At 25.7% G+C, this 16,607-nt stretch carries 12 protein-coding genes, 1 tRNA gene and 1 pseudogene; 8 read left to right on the top strand and 6 right to left on the bottom strand.

Annotated elements, in window-relative coordinates:
• The 4 genes and pseudogenes from ACWYO2_RS01780 to ACWYO2_RS01765 all read right to left on the bottom strand — a co-directional run.
• A pseudogene (locus tag ACWYO2_RS01780) lies at window positions 1-160 on the bottom strand (ornithine carbamoyltransferase); the annotation flags it as partial.
• A 68-nt stretch (window positions 161-228) separates the two neighbouring features.
• A complete protein-coding gene (locus ACWYO2_RS01775; RefSeq protein ID WP_455514781.1) occupies window positions 229-2,028 on the bottom strand; it encodes a glycoside hydrolase family 3 protein in 1,800 nt (599 codons plus the stop codon).
• A gap of 122 nt (window positions 2,029-2,150) precedes the next feature.
• The gene (locus ACWYO2_RS01770) at window positions 2,151-2,963 is read right to left on the bottom strand and encodes a MurR/RpiR family transcriptional regulator (RefSeq protein ID WP_455514780.1); all 813 of its coding nucleotides are present in this window, start codon (window positions 2,961-2,963) and stop codon (window positions 2,151-2,153) included.
• A gap of 112 nt (window positions 2,964-3,075) precedes the next feature.
• Complete coding sequence (locus ACWYO2_RS01765) at window positions 3,076-3,456, bottom strand: hypothetical protein (protein ID WP_455514779.1); 381 nt, start codon at window positions 3,454-3,456, stop codon at window positions 3,076-3,078.
• A 159-nt stretch (window positions 3,457-3,615) separates the two neighbouring features.
• Between ACWYO2_RS01765 and ACWYO2_RS01760 the strand changes: the two genes are divergently transcribed.
• From ACWYO2_RS01760 to ACWYO2_RS01745, 4 genes are all read left to right on the top strand, one after another.
• The gene (locus ACWYO2_RS01760) at window positions 3,616-4,221 is read left to right on the top strand and encodes a DUF6088 family protein (RefSeq protein ID WP_455514778.1); all 606 of its coding nucleotides are present in this window, start codon (window positions 3,616-3,618) and stop codon (window positions 4,219-4,221) included.
• The gene (locus tag ACWYO2_RS01755; RefSeq protein ID WP_455514777.1) at window positions 4,214-5,242 is read left to right on the top strand and encodes a nucleotidyl transferase AbiEii/AbiGii toxin family protein; all 1,029 of its coding nucleotides are present in this window, start codon (window positions 4,214-4,216) and stop codon (window positions 5,240-5,242) included. Before ACWYO2_RS01760 ends, ACWYO2_RS01755 begins: the two co-directional genes overlap by 8 nt.
• Window positions 5,243-5,424: 182 nt before the next feature.
• A complete protein-coding gene (locus ACWYO2_RS01750) occupies window positions 5,425-7,149 on the top strand; it encodes an ABC transporter ATP-binding protein (RefSeq protein ID WP_455514776.1) in 1,725 nt (574 codons plus the stop codon).
• A 2-nt stretch (window positions 7,150-7,151) separates the two neighbouring features.
• Window positions 7,152-9,005, top strand: a complete 1,854-nt coding sequence (locus ACWYO2_RS01745) for an ABC transporter ATP-binding protein (protein WP_455514775.1) — start codon at window positions 7,152-7,154, stop codon at window positions 9,003-9,005.
• 72 nt (window positions 9,006-9,077) lie between these two features.
• Here ACWYO2_RS01745 and ACWYO2_RS01740 read toward each other — a convergent pair whose 3' ends face one another.
• Window positions 9,078-9,734, bottom strand: a complete 657-nt coding sequence (locus ACWYO2_RS01740) for a hypothetical protein (protein WP_455514774.1) — start codon at window positions 9,732-9,734, stop codon at window positions 9,078-9,080.
• Between the two features lie 124 nt (window positions 9,735-9,858).
• On the opposite strand from ACWYO2_RS01740, the gene ACWYO2_RS01735 reads away from it, so the two are divergent.
• The 4 genes from ACWYO2_RS01735 to ACWYO2_RS01720 all read left to right on the top strand — a co-directional run bounded on the left by ACWYO2_RS01735 (window position 9,859) and on the right by ACWYO2_RS01720 (window position 16,386).
• Window positions 9,859-12,903: an alpha amylase N-terminal ig-like domain-containing protein gene (locus ACWYO2_RS01735; RefSeq protein ID WP_455514773.1), complete on the top strand. Its 3,045-nt coding sequence runs from the start codon at window positions 9,859-9,861 to the stop codon at window positions 12,901-12,903.
• Between the two features lie 64 nt (window positions 12,904-12,967).
• Window positions 12,968-14,035 (top strand): thiolase family protein, encoded by a 1,068-nt coding sequence (locus ACWYO2_RS01730; protein WP_455514772.1) that lies wholly within the window; start codon window positions 12,968-12,970, stop codon window positions 14,033-14,035.
• Window positions 14,022-15,176, top strand: coding sequence for a hydroxymethylglutaryl-CoA synthase (locus ACWYO2_RS01725; protein WP_455514771.1), 1,155 nt, complete (start codon window positions 14,022-14,024; stop codon window positions 15,174-15,176). The genes ACWYO2_RS01730 and ACWYO2_RS01725 overlap by 14 nt, the downstream gene beginning before the upstream one ends.
• A complete protein-coding gene (locus ACWYO2_RS01720; RefSeq protein ID WP_455514770.1) occupies window positions 15,157-16,386 on the top strand; it encodes a hydroxymethylglutaryl-CoA reductase, degradative in 1,230 nt (409 codons plus the stop codon). The genes ACWYO2_RS01725 and ACWYO2_RS01720 overlap by 20 nt, the downstream gene beginning before the upstream one ends.
• Before the next feature lie 97 nt (window positions 16,387-16,483).
• Here ACWYO2_RS01720 and ACWYO2_RS01715 read toward each other — a convergent pair.
• Window positions 16,484-16,560, bottom strand: a tRNA-Asp gene (locus tag ACWYO2_RS01715).
• Window positions 16,561-16,607: the final 47 nt, after the last annotated feature.

The raw sequence follows: 16,607 nt of genomic DNA, 5'->3' as shown, positions 1-16,607 counted from the left end.
TTTTTTCAAATATTAAAGCTATATTTTTCCCTTCTAGATATCTATGTACTTTACCTTCTTTTTTCATTTTTTTAAAATTATAGGAACTTTTTAATAGATATTCTATTTCTTCTTTGTTACAATCAAAAAGTTTTAAAAAACTTCTACCTCTTAAATCCATATCTCTCCTTTCATATATATTATACTAAAAAAGAGGAAAAATGTATAAACAAATTTCCTCTTAATATATTATTTAGTTATTTTAAACATTATTTCACTTGTTAATTTACCATCTTTAATAACTGGTATATCAACAGGTAATTTTCCTTTACCTTCTCCACCTTCAAATATAATCTCAAGAACTGCTGGTATATTAGGTCCAAACGCCTTGATTCCTGCATCTACTTCTGTTGGATCCATTCCTTTAAATCCATAAGCTATTAAAACTTTATCATAATCTAAATGAGCTGCAACATCATAAGGTTTATTTAAACTTACATAGATTTTATTTATATTATTTAATTTAGCTATTTCATCTGCAAGTTTTGTTCTATAATTATCCTTAGATAAAGTAGTTGCATTTATCATTGATCCATATACAATTACTGTATCGTATTTAGCATTTAATATATATTCTTTTAATGTATCTAAATTAGTCGTTGCATCATACTTAAATAATCCATATTCTACACTTTTAATTTTATCTTCTTTAACCAATCTAGTTATAGCAAAATCTGTAACCTTATTTTGATTTTCATCAAGAGTTAATATTAAAACTTTTTTAGGTATTTCTTTATTTACATTTTTAATAGTAGTTATAGCTTCTTTTGAAACTAATCTTTCAAGTGCTCTATTTTCTTTAGAACCTATTACTTTAATTGCTTCTGATATTTTAGAATCTATATTTCTTGTATCTTTTAAAACATTTCTTTTAACTTTTAAATCATTTATTCTTTTAATAGATTCATCTATTCTTTTTTCAGATATTTCCCCTTTTTCTACCATTTCAACTAATTTATCTATGGCTTTATCTAATTCTTCAACATTTTTTAAAGAATGTAGACTAATAGGCATAAGAAGTATATCTACTCCTGCATTTATAGATAATTTCATAGCTTCAACTGGTCCAAGATTATCTGATATTGCTTTCATTCCTAAGGCATCTGTTATTACTACACCATTAAATTTCATCTTATTTCTCAAAATACCTGTTATTACATCATCAGATATAGTTGAAGGATATGTAATTTTATCACCTGTTTTTGAAATAAAATAATCTTTTTCAATTTGAGGTAATTGAACATGAGCTGTCATTATCATATCTATACCAGAATCTATTGCCTTTTTAAATGGTACAAACTCTGTTTTTGAAAGTTCATCATAACTCTTATCAACTACTGCAAGACCTAAATGTGTATCAGTTGCTGTATCTCCATGCCCTGGAAAATGTTTACCTACTGCTATAATTTTTTCTTCTTGCATTCCTTTTATCATAGGTATTCCCATTTCTGACACAATATTAGGATCAGAAGAAAAAGAACGTAATCCTATAACTGGATTTTTAGGATTATTATTAGTATCTATTACTGGTGCAAGGTTAACATTTATACCTAAAGAATGTAATTCACTTCCTATTGCCTTACCAACCATATATGAATATTTAGAATTTCTTGTAGCACCTATAGCCATATTCCCTGGAAAATTAGTACCAGTCCCTAGTCTTGTAACTATTCCTCCTTCTTGATCTATAGATATTAACATTGGTTTTTTAGAAGCTTTTTGTAATTCATCAACAAGTTTAACTGTTTGTTTTGTTTCTTTAACATTTTGTGCAAATAATATTACTCCATTAAAATTGTGTGATTTAATAACTTCTTTAACTTCATCATTCATAGTGTCAAAATCTTTTTTTTCTGTTTCTCCACTCATTTGCCAATATCTAAAATCTGGCATAATCAAATACTCAATTTTTTCTCTTAATTCTTTTTGACCTGCCAAAGATAAAACAGGAAGAACTAACATTAATAAAACTTTAAAAATTTTCTTCATAATATATTACCTCCTCTATATTTAATATATTTTACCTTGATTTTTTATAAAATCATAATATTTTGAAATATATTTTTAAAATTAAAAAAACATGTACTAAATTAAGTACATGCTCATAAATACTATTTACTTTTATTCGCTATAGCTTCTGCTATTATTTCTTTCATTTTAACAGCTGTTGCCTTATTTTTCAAAGCATAGCCTGTAGCTATTACATCTATTACATATAGTTGTGAAATTTTAGAAATTAAAGCTCCACCATCTAATAAATTTTCTTTTCCTGATGTTAATAAAACAAGATCAGACATTTTAGCTATTGGTGACATAATATAGTTTGTTATAGTAATAATTTTAGCTCCATTTTTTTTTGCTATAGTTAACGGATAAATTAAATCTATAGTTTCACCAGATAAACTTATGACGATTATAACATCTTTTTTAGTCACAGTTGAAGAATACATTACTTGAAAATGCCCATCATTTACACTATGACCAATTTTGCCAAAACGCATAAATCTATTTTGCATTTCAAGTGCTGCAACTCCTGAAGCACCTAAACCAAAAATATACATTTTATCTGCTTTGTCTATATATTCTATAACTTTTTCAACATCTTCTTTTTTTAATAAAGCTCTTGTATTTTTAATTGTTTCTAATATATTAGTTTCTATATTTTCTATGTAGTCTTCTCCCATATCCTTCTCATCACTAGATATTTCACGAGCTACCTCTAATTTAAACTCAATAAATCCTTTAAATCCTATTTTTTTTACAAATCTAAAAATAGTTGCCTCAGACACTTTTATTTTTTTAGTAATTTCATGTAAAGGCATAAATGAAACTCCATCTTTTTCTTTAAGAATAAAATCTGCAACTTTTTTTTCTTGTTTACTAAAAGATGGGTAAAATGATTCAATTATAGATAAATACTTCATAAAGTAACCTCCTACTTATAATAGTATACCTTCATTCTTTCATTTTTTCAATATATTTTGAAATGAAATTTCAAAATAATAAAAAATATCAGTATAAACTGATATTTCATTATTATCTACCTTTAATTTCTACCTCATATTCTCCAGTGAAATTATTTAAATTAATATTTAATACATATTTTTCATCAAAATTTAAATTAATGTATTTCTCAAATTCATGAGGAGTATTTAATGTTAACAATACTTTCCCCTTTGAATCAACTAAACTAAAAATAACTTCTCCGTTGTATCTTTCAGTTTCTATATCCAACTTAATTGTATTTAAATTAGATATATTAATACTTTTATTCTCTGTTCTATTTTGAACATAATCTTGTAACTTATAATTTGCTTTAACAGTTCTTGTATAACTAGTAACATTTTGTCCATCTGATATATTTGAAAAAGATAACATTGAACCTGTTAATAATAATCCTAATAATATTTTTTTCATTTTCCCTCCAAAATTCTCTTGTGTTAAATCATAGTAACAAAAAAAATAAAATTAGTCAATATATCTAAGATTATTTAAAGATTAACCCATTTAAAAAGTTTTAGGATTGACTTTCTGCACCCAAAAGTATATAATTTTAGGTGCAAGGAGGTGATTTATATGATTTCTATAACAAATCAAATAGAAAAGATTATGTCAGAAAATCAAGGAAAAGTTTTTTCTATCAATGATTTCTACAATCTTGGAACAAAAAATACAATTAAATCTATCTTATATAGATTAAATAAAGAAAATCAAATTACAAGGCTCATTGAAGGATTATATATAAAACCAAAATATAGCAACATTTTAAAAGAGTATTCCTATCCAGATGCAAGTGAAATCGCTGAAAAACTTGCAAATAAATTTTCTTGGACAATATCTCCTGCAGGAGATACAGCTCTAAACTATATGGGATTATCCACTCAAATCCCTAATGAATATATTTATATTTCAGATGGACCATATAGAGAATATTTATATAGAGATAAAAAAATCATATTTAAACACACAACAAATAGAAATATAACATCTTATTCCAAAGAATTATCTATTCTAATACAAGCAATTAAGGCATTAGGCAAAGACAACATCGGTAAAGAGGATATTAAAAAACTTGCTATATTTGCAAAAAAAATTAAAGAAAATTTGAAGGAAGATACTTTAAAACTCCCTTTTTGGATACAAGAAGTTTTACGAAAAATACAGGAGATTAACTATGAGTAAATTATTAGAAATATCAAACGAAGAATTAGAGCTTGTTATACAAAATACTGCAGATAAATTTAATATGTCAAAAGCTATTGTAGAAAAAGATTTATGGGTATGTATGATTTTAAAATATCTATTTAGTAAGTTTAAGTACAGGGATGCTATCGTTTTTAAAGGTGGAACAAGTCTATCTAAAGTTTATAAATTGATTGAAAGATTTTCAGAAGATATAGACCTTGCATTAGACTGGAAAGTTTTAGGATACGGAAAAACAGAACCTTATGAAGATAGAAGTAATACCAAACAACTAAAATTCAATAATAAAATAAATGAGGATACAAAAGTATTTCTACGTAACGAATTTCTACCCGTTCTACAAAATGATTTTAAAGAAATACTAGAACATAAAACATATAGTTTCTATATTGATGAGTTTGACGAACAGACAATATGTTTTGACTACCCTAAACATCATAAAGATAGTTCTATTCTACAAGTGATAAGATTGGAAATTGGAAGCTTAGCAGAAACAATTCCTGCAAGCAATCAACAAATAAAAACTTATATTGAAGAAATGTATCCGGAAGTATTTGATGAAAATATAGAAGTTGTGGCAGTAGACAGTTTACGAACCTTTTTTGAAAAGATTACTATACTTCATAGAGAAGCTAATCGAGTGAATGGAAATTATCCTAAAAGATATTCAAGACATTTTTATGATATTTATAAAATGATACTAACAGATATTAGAGAAAAGAGTTTTGAAAATATCGAACTATTAAAAAGTGTTATTAACTTTAAGAAAAAATTCTATGCTAGTAATTGGGCAAAATATGATGACATCATGAATGCTAATTTAAAATTAATACCATTAAAGGAAGGACTAGAAATTTTTTCAAAAGACTATGACAGCATGAAAAATATGTTATTTGGAGAAAAAATACCATTTGATAAAATTATTAATACTCTTAAGGAATATGAGAAAGAATTAAATTTTATTATCAAAAATAAATATAATTTTGGAAATAGACCATAAATAATATTTATCATCTTTTTCAGATAAAAATAAAATGTATAAATAATTTTATTCATTTTAAACTTTACACTTCAATAATTTCTATCTAGATTGATTTTAAAAATGGTATATGTTATACTAAGTCAAACAAAACGAACTACTTATACGTAGTTTTTTTTAATAGTTTTTAGGAGGTTAATATTATGTTTAAATTAATAAAAAAATCATTAAGAGAATACTATAAACAAAGTATACTTACACCGATTTTTATTATTTTAGAAGTTCTTCTAGAAGTTTTGATACCGTTGCAAATGGCACGAATAATAGATATTGGAATAAAAAATAGTAATATGAACTACATTTTAAAAGAAGGTATAATACTTGTAGTAATTGCAATGTGTTCTCTTTTATTTGGGATTTTAGCTGGTAATTATGCATCTATTGCTTCTGCTGGATTTTCAAAAAATATTAGAAAGGATATTTTTTATAAAATACAAGAATTTTCATTTAAAAATATAGATAAATTTTCTACATCTAGTCTTGTAACAAGAATGACTACAGATATATCAAATATACAAATTGCATTTCAAATGACTATAAGACTATTTATTAGAACTATATTTATGATAGCCTTATCACTTATTATGACAATAATAATAAATCCTAAAATTGCTATTGTATTTCTTTTAGCTATACCAATTCTTGGTTCTTTCCTATTTTTAGCAATTAAGTTTATATTCCCATTATTTGAAAGTGCGTATAATGAATATGATAATATGAATAAGAAAATTCAAGAAAATATAATAGCTTCTCGTGTTGTAAAAGCTTATGTTAGAGAAGAATTTGAAATTTCAAAATTCAATTCTACTTCTAACCTTGTGTATAGTATATTTTTAAAAGCAGAAAAGTTATTATCTTTTACAAATTTAATTATGCCTCTTACCATATATGGCGTAATACTTTCTATACTATATATTGGAGGTAAAAGTATAGTTTCTGGAAATATGGCTACTGGTGAACTTACTACTTTAATAATATATGGTACACAAATATTAATGGCATTAATGATGATATCATTTGTTTTTGTAATGAATTTAATAGCAGAAGCTTCAATACAAAGAATTATAGAAGTTTTAGATGAAAAAGTAGATATAACTACACCTAAAAATCCTATTAAAAATGTTAAAAATGGAGATATATTATTTAATAACGTAAACTTTAGCTATGCAGGAAAAAATGGTAATCTTTCCTTAAAAAATATATCATTAGATATCAAATCAGGACAAACAGTTGGTATTATAGGTGGAACTGGTAGTTCAAAAACTACGCTTATACAACTAATACCTAGACTTTATGATGTAACCGATGGTTCAGTATCTATTGGTGGTATAGATGTAAGAAACTATGATCTTGAAACTTTAAGAGATGTAGTTTCTATAGTTTTACAAAAAAATATTCTATTTACTGGTACTATCGCTGATAATATACGGTGGGGAAATCCTAATGCCACACTAGATGAGATAATTAAAGTTTCAAAACTTGCTCACGCTGATAAATTTATACAAGAATTTCCAGATAAATATGATACAAAAATACTACAAGGTGGTAATAATGTATCAGGAGGACAAAAACAAAGAATTTGTATAGCTCGTGCATTACTTAAAAAACCAAAAATATTAATACTTGATGATTCTACAAGTGCAGTTGATACTAAAACTGATTATTTAATAAGAAAAGCATTTAAAGAAGAAATACCTAATACTACAAAAATAATTATAGCTCAAAGAATATCTTCGATAGAAGATGCTGATGTAATAATAGTTATGGAAGATGGAGCTATAAATGGTATAGGTACAAGTAAGGAATTACTAGAAACTAATGAAATTTATAAAGAAATATATAATTCTCAAATGAAAGGAGGTAAATAATAATGAAAAAAGCTAAAAATCCACTAAAAACATTTTTAAGATTATTAAACTATATTTTTAAGAAAAATAAGATTATACTTGTAGTTATAATATTATGTATTATTATAAACACATTAGGATATATAGCAATATCACTATCACTTAAAACTTTAGTTGATAGATATATCACTCCTCTAATTAACGAAAGCAATCCTAATTTTATACCATTCATACAAGCTTTATTAGTCCTTGCTTCTATTTTTATAACTGCAAGTATAGCTTCTTTTATTTATAACTACTTAATGGTTACAATTGCTGAAAATACCATAAAAGATATAAGAAATGAAATGTTTAAACACATGCAAACTCTTTCAATTAGATATTTTGATCAAAATACTAATGGTTCTATAATGAGTATATACACTAATGATACTGATACATTAAGACAAACTATAAATCAATCATTAGCACAATTATTTACTTCCAGTTTAACTATTATTTCATCTTTTATATCAATGATATATTTAAGTCCTACTCTTTCTATATTTTCTTTTCTTGTTCTAATTATACTAATATTTATTATAAAAAATATTGGTAAACAAAGTGCTAAATACTTTGGAGCTCAACAAAAAGGACTAGCTGATATTACTGGATATATAGAAGAAAGAATGAACGGACAAAGAGTTATAAAAATATTTAATCATGAAGAAATATCAAAAGAAGAATTTAATATATTAAATGAAAAATTATTTTCTGATAGCTCAAAAGCAAATAAATATTCTAGTTTAATGGGCCCAATAGTTGGAAATATTGGAAACTTACAATTTGTTTTAACAGCAATAATAGGAAGTTTACTTTTAATAAATAAAAGTGCTGGTATAACACTTGGAATTTTAATATCATATTTACAGTTCACTAAAAGTTTCACACAACCCATACTTGAAATTTCACAACAGTTTAATATGATAATTATGGGTATAGCTGGAGCAGAAAGAATATTTACTTTATTAGATACAAAATCTGATTTAGATGATGGTTCTGTTAGTCTTGTTAATATAGACTTTGATAATAATGGAAATATATTTGAAACAGATAAACATACTAATCATTGGGCATGGAAAAAAGATAATGAATACATAGAACTTAAAGGGGATGTTAGATTTAATGATATGACTTTTGGATATATAAAAGATAAAATTATACTTGAAAATCTTAATCTTTATGCAAAACCTGGTCAAAAACTTGCTTTTGTAGGTTCAACAGGAGCCGGTAAGACAACTATAACTAACTTAATAAATAGATTTTATGATGTTAATTCTGGAAAAATAACCTATGATGGTATAAACATAAATGATATTAAAAAATCTGATTTACGTAAATCTTTAGGTATAGTATTACAAGATACTCATTTATTTACAGGTACTATAATGGAAAATATACGATATGGTAGACTTAATGCTAGTGATGAAGATGTATATAATGCTGCAAAACTTGCTCATGCTGATCACTTTATAAATATGTTACCTAATAAATTTAATACTATTATAGATGGTAGTGGCGAAGGATTGTCACAAGGTCAAAAACAATTGCTTGCAATTGCTCGTGCCGCTATTGCTAATCCTCCAGTCCTTATACTTGATGAAGCTACTTCTAGCATAGATACCAGAACAGAAAAATTAGTTCAAACTGGTATGGATAATCTTATGAAAGGTAGAACTGTATTTGTTATTGCACATAGATTGTCTACAATAAGAAATAGTGATGCAATAATAGTTCTTGAAAATGGTAAAATTATAGAACGTGGTAATCACGATGATTTAATTATGCAAAAAGGAACTTATTATCAACTATATACAGGTGATTTAGAACTAGATTAAATTATAAAAAATTAAAAAGGAATTACGTCTTATTAAAATAAGATATAATTCCTTTAATTTTTAATCAATCATTTATTTTACTTCTACTTCATATAAAACATTTTTAGATTGTGCTTGACCTAATCCGTCAACTTCTGCAACACCTATACTTTTAATTTTAGATTTAAATGGTGTTAACACATAATTATTCATAAACATATCAATTTTAGCTGAATCCTTAGGTGTTAATAATGTTATATGTGGATCATAATTCATAAATACATTAGGTGAACCAAATTCTTTAAATGATGCAGCTTTAGCAGGTATATTTTTAGCCCATCCTGGAACTTCAGCATCCATAGCTCTATATTTATTAAGTCTTATAGTAGCTAAATCTGTTAATTGTTGTAATTCTAATGTATTTTTAGCATCTAACATTAACCAATTCCCACCTGTTTTACGTATTCTATAAAATTCAATTTCTAAAGGTTTTGCTACTTGAGCTAAACTGTCTACAACCTCTTTTACTTTAGGTAATTCTTCTGCCTTATATTCTGTTAAATATAAAGTATTATGAACAACATAACCTTCTGAATAAAGTGAATCAATTCCAACTTTCTTTAACTCTTGAGTAATTTCTTTTACAGTTTTTTCAGCATTAGAATCTAATCTTACAAATACATTGTAATTTACATTAGCAAAAATTACTGAACTAATAGTTGCTAGCCCTAATAAAAACATTTTTTTCATGATATGTCTCCTTCTCTCTATTGTTATTAATATTATACCCCATTATCTAAAAAATACAAATAAATATATTTTAATTTTATAATATATATGTTAAAATTAGTTATCAAATATAGTGAGGAAAATAATGAATATAAGACTTATAATTTTTAAAAATAATCAATTATTTAAAGAAATAGAATTAACAAGTAAAAATAATAAATATACATATATGTGGTCAAGAGTTGAAAGTGCTAATTATTCATTTAAAATAATTAAAAATGGAAAAGAATTTGGAATAACATATAACCATACTTCTCCATTTGCAAGTGAATTTCACGCAATATCTGAAGAAAACTCTGAATCTAAAAGTATATCTGGATTTCAAAATGGTATAGATATATTAATTGAATATTTTGATGATAATCATAATTTTATACTATATAAAAAGAAATTTACAAGATTTATACTTAACTATAAAAAATATATTGATACAAAACCAGAAAAAATAGAAATTTCTGGAGATTTTAATTCATGGATTCCTTCAACAGATAATATTAGGTATATAGGTGATACCAATTATGAAATAACAGTCAATGCAGAAAATGGATATTATGAATATAAATATTTAATAAATGGAGATTGGTTCCCTAAAGAAAAAAACAAAATACTTCTAATAGGTGAAAATGGTTCTCTTTTCCCTAAAGGAAAACTTGGAACTGGAACCTTTTCTTATGATTCCATTTTAGGAGAAAGTACAAATCTTGCCTCTAAGGCTATTGTTCACTATCCTAAAAAATTAATTTATTTTAACAAAATAACTGAACGTGAATTTGAATTTAGTATCAGATGTCAAAAAGAAGACATATCAAGAGTATATATTTCTATACTTTCTAATAATGAAATAAATAAAATATATGAATTAGAGAGATTTGTTGATAATACTAATTCATTTGACTATTTTAAAAGAAAAATTACATTTGAAAATAATATAGAATTACTTGAATACCACTTTATACTTGAAGATGGTGGTGTTAAGAAATTCTTTGCTAAAAATGGTTTAGTAGATTCTAACCCTGAAAACTACGTATACGATATTAATGATAAAAAAAATAATGAAATCTTTTATATACCATATTGGAGTAGAGAAGCTATATGGTATAACATATTTCCAGATAGATTCTATAATGGAGATACATATAACGACCCTATATTCAATGAATTAGGTCCTCAAGCTTTTAGAAAAAATAAAAATTATGAATCTAAATTTGTTAAAGAATATAAATGGGGTAAAGATAAAAATCTTCCTGTATTTGATAAAAATAGATGGTGCTCTGATTTTTCAGAAAGATGTGATTGGGAAATTTCTAAAGAAATGGGTATAAACTATTCTTTAAAATACGCAAGAATGTATGGTGGTGATATTTTAGGTATAAAGAAAAAAATACCATATCTAAAAGAATTGGGTATTACTGCTATATGGTTAAATCCTGTGTTTTATTCTTATCAAAATCATAAATATGGTGCTAATGATTTTAGACATATTTCACCTGATTTTGGAACTATAAGAACAAGTGGTAAATTGCATAATGTATATATAAATTCAAAAAATCCATACGGTAATAAATCTTATCTTGATATATTAGGTAAAAATGCTCCTAATCATAGTGAACTTGAACTTTTAGAAGTTAATTTAATTGGTGAAAACAAAGGTAAAAATGGTTATTTTGAAACAGATGAACCTTCAACTTGGGTATGGACTGAATCTGATTTAATAATGGTTGACTTAATAAAAGAATTACATAAAAATGGTATTAGAGTTATATTTGATGGTGTATTCAATCATAGTAGTAATTTCAATTTTGCATTTAATAATGTTATGATAGATGGGAAAAAATCTAAATATCTTGATTGGTATAAATTTAATGATTTTTCTAACTTTACTCCTATACCTGAAAATTGTAGTGAAGAGGAAGCATTTAATATACTTAATAAAAATAAAGAAAATGTTAAATACAATGGATGGGCTGGATTTAATACATTACCTGAATTTAACACATATAATTCTGAATGGAAAGAGTATATATTTAATATAACAAGAAAATGGATGTTAGGGCCTGACGGTAAAGAAAATGATAATTGGATGGAAGATGATGGTATAGATGGTTGGAGATTAGATGTTCCTAATTGCCTTGAAAATCAACTTTTTTGGAAAGAATGGAGACATGTTGTTAAAGAATGTAAATCTGATTCATACATAACAGCAGAACTTTGGAATAATGCAGGAGAAGATATTAATGGTGGAGATAAATTTGATGCTGTTATGAACTATAAATGGCTTGAAACAGTTATAGGATATTTTATAAATCAAGGTAAAGAATTTGATGAAAAATATAAAATTAATGCCGAACAATTTTTACTTGAACTTAGAGAAATGAGAACTTGGTATCCTCTACAAGCAGTACAAGCTTTACAAAATTTAAATGGATCTCATGATACAGATAGACTATATTCAAGAATAATAAATGATAAATTAGGACGAAATTTAGAAGAAGGTAAGCAATATGAAAAAGGATATAACAATATACATCCAAGTCTTGCTTCTAATTATCATCCAAATACAACTATAGATTGGAAAAATAGTAAAATTAAACCTAAAGATATATTAAAACTTATTTCTATATTCCAAATGACATATATAGGAGCTCCTATGCTTTACTATGGAGATGAAATTGGAATGTGGGGGGCAACTGACCCTTATTGTAGAAAACCTATGCTATGGGATGAATTTTGGTATGATGATGAGAAAAATAATTCATACATAAATAGTGGTGAAATTTATCCTCAAAAACCGGATATTGATCTTTTAGAATGGTATAAAAAAATTATAAAAATAAGAAAAGAACATAAAGTATTAGTATATGGTAGAATAAAAAATATATACTGCAATAATGAAAAAGATATTATAGTTTATGATAGATTTGATAAAGAAGAAAGCATAATAACTATTATAAATAATAGCTTTGAAAATCATAATAATATTGAATTTAATATATACCATAAAGATAAAATACTTATAGATCTTTTATCTGGAAAAAAAGTTAAAAGTGATATAAATGGTAAAATTAATATTGATATTGCAGCAAAAAAAGGATATATTCTATTCCTAAAAAAAGAAGAAGAATATAAATAATTAAACTTAGTTTAATAAAATAATATAACTACAAACTATTAAACTAAATTTAAGAAGGAGACAAATGATAGCAATAATTAAAGCTAAACGTAGTGCCATTGGTAAATATAACGGCATGTATAAAGATACTAAAATTGTAGAATTAGGAAGCGAACTTGTAAAAAGTTTAATAAAAGATATAAAAATAGATGAGGTTATTATAGGTAATGTACTATCTAGTGGTCACGGTCAAAATATAGCAAGACAAATAGCTATTAATTCAGGAATAGATGTAGATATACCTGCATACACTGTTAATATGGTATGTGGCTCAAGTCTTAAAGCTATATGGAATGCAAGTCAAAGTATAATATCAGAAGATAATAAAATTGTACTTGCAGGTGGAATTGAAAAAATGACAGATTCTCAAAATATGATAAAAGATGGTCTTACAGATGCTTTTTCTAATAACCACATGGGTATAACTGCAGAAAATATATGTGAAAAATATAATATCACAAGAAAAGAATTAGATGATTTTGCATATCTTTCACAACAAAGAGCTAAAAATGCTATAATAAATAATATATTTTCTGATGAAATATATGATGATAAAATAGATGAATATCCAAGACTAAATTTAGAAAGAGAAAAACTCGATGAATTAAAACCTGTATTTAAAGAAAACGGTAAAATTACAGCTGGTAATTCTTCTGGAATAAATGATGGCGCATCATTCCTTATACTTTCTGATATTAATTATGCTAAAGAAATGAACTATGATGTATTAGCATATATTAAAGGATTTAGCAGTAGTGGATGTGACCCGCAATATATGGGGATTGCTCCTATATATTCAACTAAAAAACTATTAAAAAAATTTAATTTAAGTGTTGATGATATAGATCTTTTTGAGATAAATGAAGCTTTCTCAGCAGTAGTTTTAGCTTTTTCTAAAGAACTTAATGTTCCTTTAGAAAAGATAAATATTAATGGAGGAGGAATTTCTTTAGGGCATCCTATTGGAACAAGTGGTGCTAGAATCCTTACCACTTTAATATATAACCTAAAAAGAAATAAATTAAAAAGAGGTATAGCAACATTATGTATAGGAGGTGGACAAGGTATTTCAGTATTAATTGAAGTACTTTAAATATATGAATATAGGAATAGATAAAATTTCTATGGAAGTTTCAAATAAATATATATCTATTGAAGATTTAGCTATTAAAAGAGGGGTTGATGTAGATAAATTTACTAAAGGCATAGGTCAAACTGAAATGAGTTTTACATCTAATAAACAAGATGCTATTACTCTTGGATACCTTGCAGCTAAGGATATAGTAGATGATTATGATAAAGAACACATAGATCTTGTTATACTTGCAACTGAAAGTTCTGTAGATGAATCAAAAGCTGGAAGTATATATATTAAAGAATTTTTAGGAATTAATGATTATTGTAAATGTATAGAAATTAAGCAAGCATGTTTTAGTGCAACTGCTGCTCTTGATTTTGCAAAAGCTCATTTAACATTAAACGAAAATTCAAGAGTTTTAGTAATTGCATCAGATATAGCTAAATATGGTCCAAATTCATCAGGAGAAGTTACACAAGGAAGTGGAGCTATAGCTATGATTGTGGCACGTATGCCTAAAATTTTAGAATTTAATAATGATGAAGTTGCATATACTAAAGATGTAATGGATTTTTGGAGACCTACTGGTGATGTTTATCCTAGTGTTGATGGTAAATTTTCTCTTGAATGTTATATGGAATTATTAAATAAATCATGGCAAGGGTATAGACAAAAAAACTCTAAAACTCAACTTAATGCTATATGTTTTCACGTACCTTATACTAAATTAGCTCTTAAAGGGATTACTAATCTTACAACTAATGAAGATATAATGGAAGAATTCTATAATTCAATAATATTTAATAAAAGAGTAGGTAATATATATACCGGTTCTCTTTATCTTTCTCTTTTATCTTTACTTGTAAATACAGATAGATTAAAAGCTGGTGATAATATAGGTATGTATAGTTATGGTTCTGGTGCCGTTTCTCAATTCTTTAGTTTTAAATTGGTTGAAGGTTATAAAAAATATATAAATAAAGAATTATTAGAAAATAAACTAAACAATAGAAGTAAATTTTCAATAGATGATTACGAACAGATATTCTTTGAAAATAAAGAAATCAATGAAGATTTAACTTTTTATCTAGATAGAATTGAAGATAATAAAAGAATATATATATTGAAAGATGCTGATGAAAATGTGGAAAGATAGCTATAAAAAAACAAGAAAAGAAAGAATTGATTTATTAAAAAAAAGTAATTTAATAGATGATTATGATTATGACTATTTATTAAATTCTCAAGTATTAAATGATGAAATAGCTGATAAATTTATAGAAAATCAAATATCTGTATACGGTATACCTTTTGGTATAGCAACAAACTTTTTAATTGATAATAAGGAATATGTTATTCCTATGGTAATAGAAGAGCCCTCAGTAATTGCTGCAGCTTGTAATGGAGCTAAAATCACTAAAGAATTTGGAGGAATACATACTGAAATTAATGAAAGATTAATGACAGGTCAAATTTCTTACTATAATATAGATAATTTTCAAAATGCTAAAAATATTATACTTAATAAAAAAATAGAATTATTAGGTATAGCAAATAATTCACAAAAAGAAATTGTTAATCTTGGTGGAGGTGCAAAAGATTTAGAAGTTGAAATTAAAGATGAATTTTTAATTGTTTATCTTCACGTAGATACTCTTGATGCAATGGGTGCAAATACAATAAATACAATGCTTGAGGTTATATCTCCAATAATACATGAACTAATTGGTGGAAATAAACTTATGAGTATAATATCTAATTTATCAACAAGAGCTTTAGTAAAAGCTAGTTGTTCTATTAAAATTGATGAAGAAGTAGGAAAAAAAATAGAACTTGCTTCAAAATTTGCAAACACTGATGAATATAGAGCAACAACGAATAATAAAGGAATATTTAACGGTATAGATGCATTTGCACTTGCAATTGGAAATGATTGGAGAGCAATAGAAGCCGGAGGTCATGCTTATGCTATAAGAAATGGTAAATATAGAAGTTTAACAAAATGGACTTATATAAATGATAAACTTAACGGTGAAATCATTATACCTATGCCCATAGCCAGCTTTGGTGGAAGTATAGGAATTAATCCTCTTTCAAAAATATCTTTAAAAATATTAGGTAATCCCAACGCAAAAGAACTTGCAAGAATAGCAGCTTCAATAGGTCTTATTCAAAATTTCTCAGCACTACGTGCATTAGTTACTGTTGGAATACAAAAAGGTCACATGAAATTACAAATTAAATCTCTAGCACTTTATTTAGGTGCAACTAATGAAGAAATAGAAAAGATTATAGAAATATTAAAAAATGAAAAACATATAGGTATGGAAGAAGTTAAAAATACTTTAGAAAATATAAGAAAATAAAATATAAAAATACACTTTTAATCTTAAATACATATTATTCAAGATTAGAAGTGTATTTATATTTATAAAAAAAAATAGGTACATGACCTAAAATAAATGGCGGAAGTGACGAGACTCGAACTCGCGACATCTTGCGTGACAGGCAAGCACTCTAACCAACTGAGCTACACCTCCATAAATGGTGGTCACAACTGGGCTCGAACCAGTGACCCCCTGCTTGT

It is taken from the genome of Pseudostreptobacillus sp. (genome assembly GCF_977040545.1).
This window is presented reverse-complemented; position numbering and strand designations above follow the sequence as displayed.

Bases quoted from the DNA above. Each gene is read 5' to 3' on its own strand.
- ACWYO2_RS01775 (WP_455514781.1), bottom strand. From the start codon at position 2,028: ATGAAGAAAATTTTTAAAGTTTTATTAATGTTAGTTCTTCCTGTTTTA.
- ACWYO2_RS01770 (WP_455514780.1), bottom strand. From the start codon at position 2,963: ATGAAGTATTTATCTATAATTGAATCATTTTACCCATCTTTTAGTAAA.
- ACWYO2_RS01765 (WP_455514779.1), bottom strand. From the start codon at position 3,456: ATGAAAAAAATATTATTAGGATTATTATTAACAGGTTCAATGTTATCT.
- ACWYO2_RS01760 (WP_455514778.1), top strand. From the start codon at position 3,616: ATGATTTCTATAACAAATCAAATAGAAAAGATTATGTCAGAAAATCAA.
- ACWYO2_RS01755 (WP_455514777.1), top strand. From the start codon at position 4,214: ATGAGTAAATTATTAGAAATATCAAACGAAGAATTAGAGCTTGTTATA.
- ACWYO2_RS01750 (WP_455514776.1), top strand. From the start codon at position 5,425: ATGTTTAAATTAATAAAAAAATCATTAAGAGAATACTATAAACAAAGT.
- ACWYO2_RS01745 (WP_455514775.1), top strand. From the start codon at position 7,152: ATGAAAAAAGCTAAAAATCCACTAAAAACATTTTTAAGATTATTAAAC.
- ACWYO2_RS01740 (WP_455514774.1), bottom strand. From the start codon at position 9,734: ATGAAAAAAATGTTTTTATTAGGGCTAGCAACTATTAGTTCAGTAATT.
- ACWYO2_RS01735 (WP_455514773.1), top strand. From the start codon at position 9,859: ATGAATATAAGACTTATAATTTTTAAAAATAATCAATTATTTAAAGAA.
- ACWYO2_RS01730 (WP_455514772.1), top strand. From the start codon at position 12,968: ATGATAGCAATAATTAAAGCTAAACGTAGTGCCATTGGTAAATATAAC.
- ACWYO2_RS01720 (WP_455514770.1), top strand. From the start codon at position 15,157: ATGAAAATGTGGAAAGATAGCTATAAAAAAACAAGAAAAGAAAGAATT.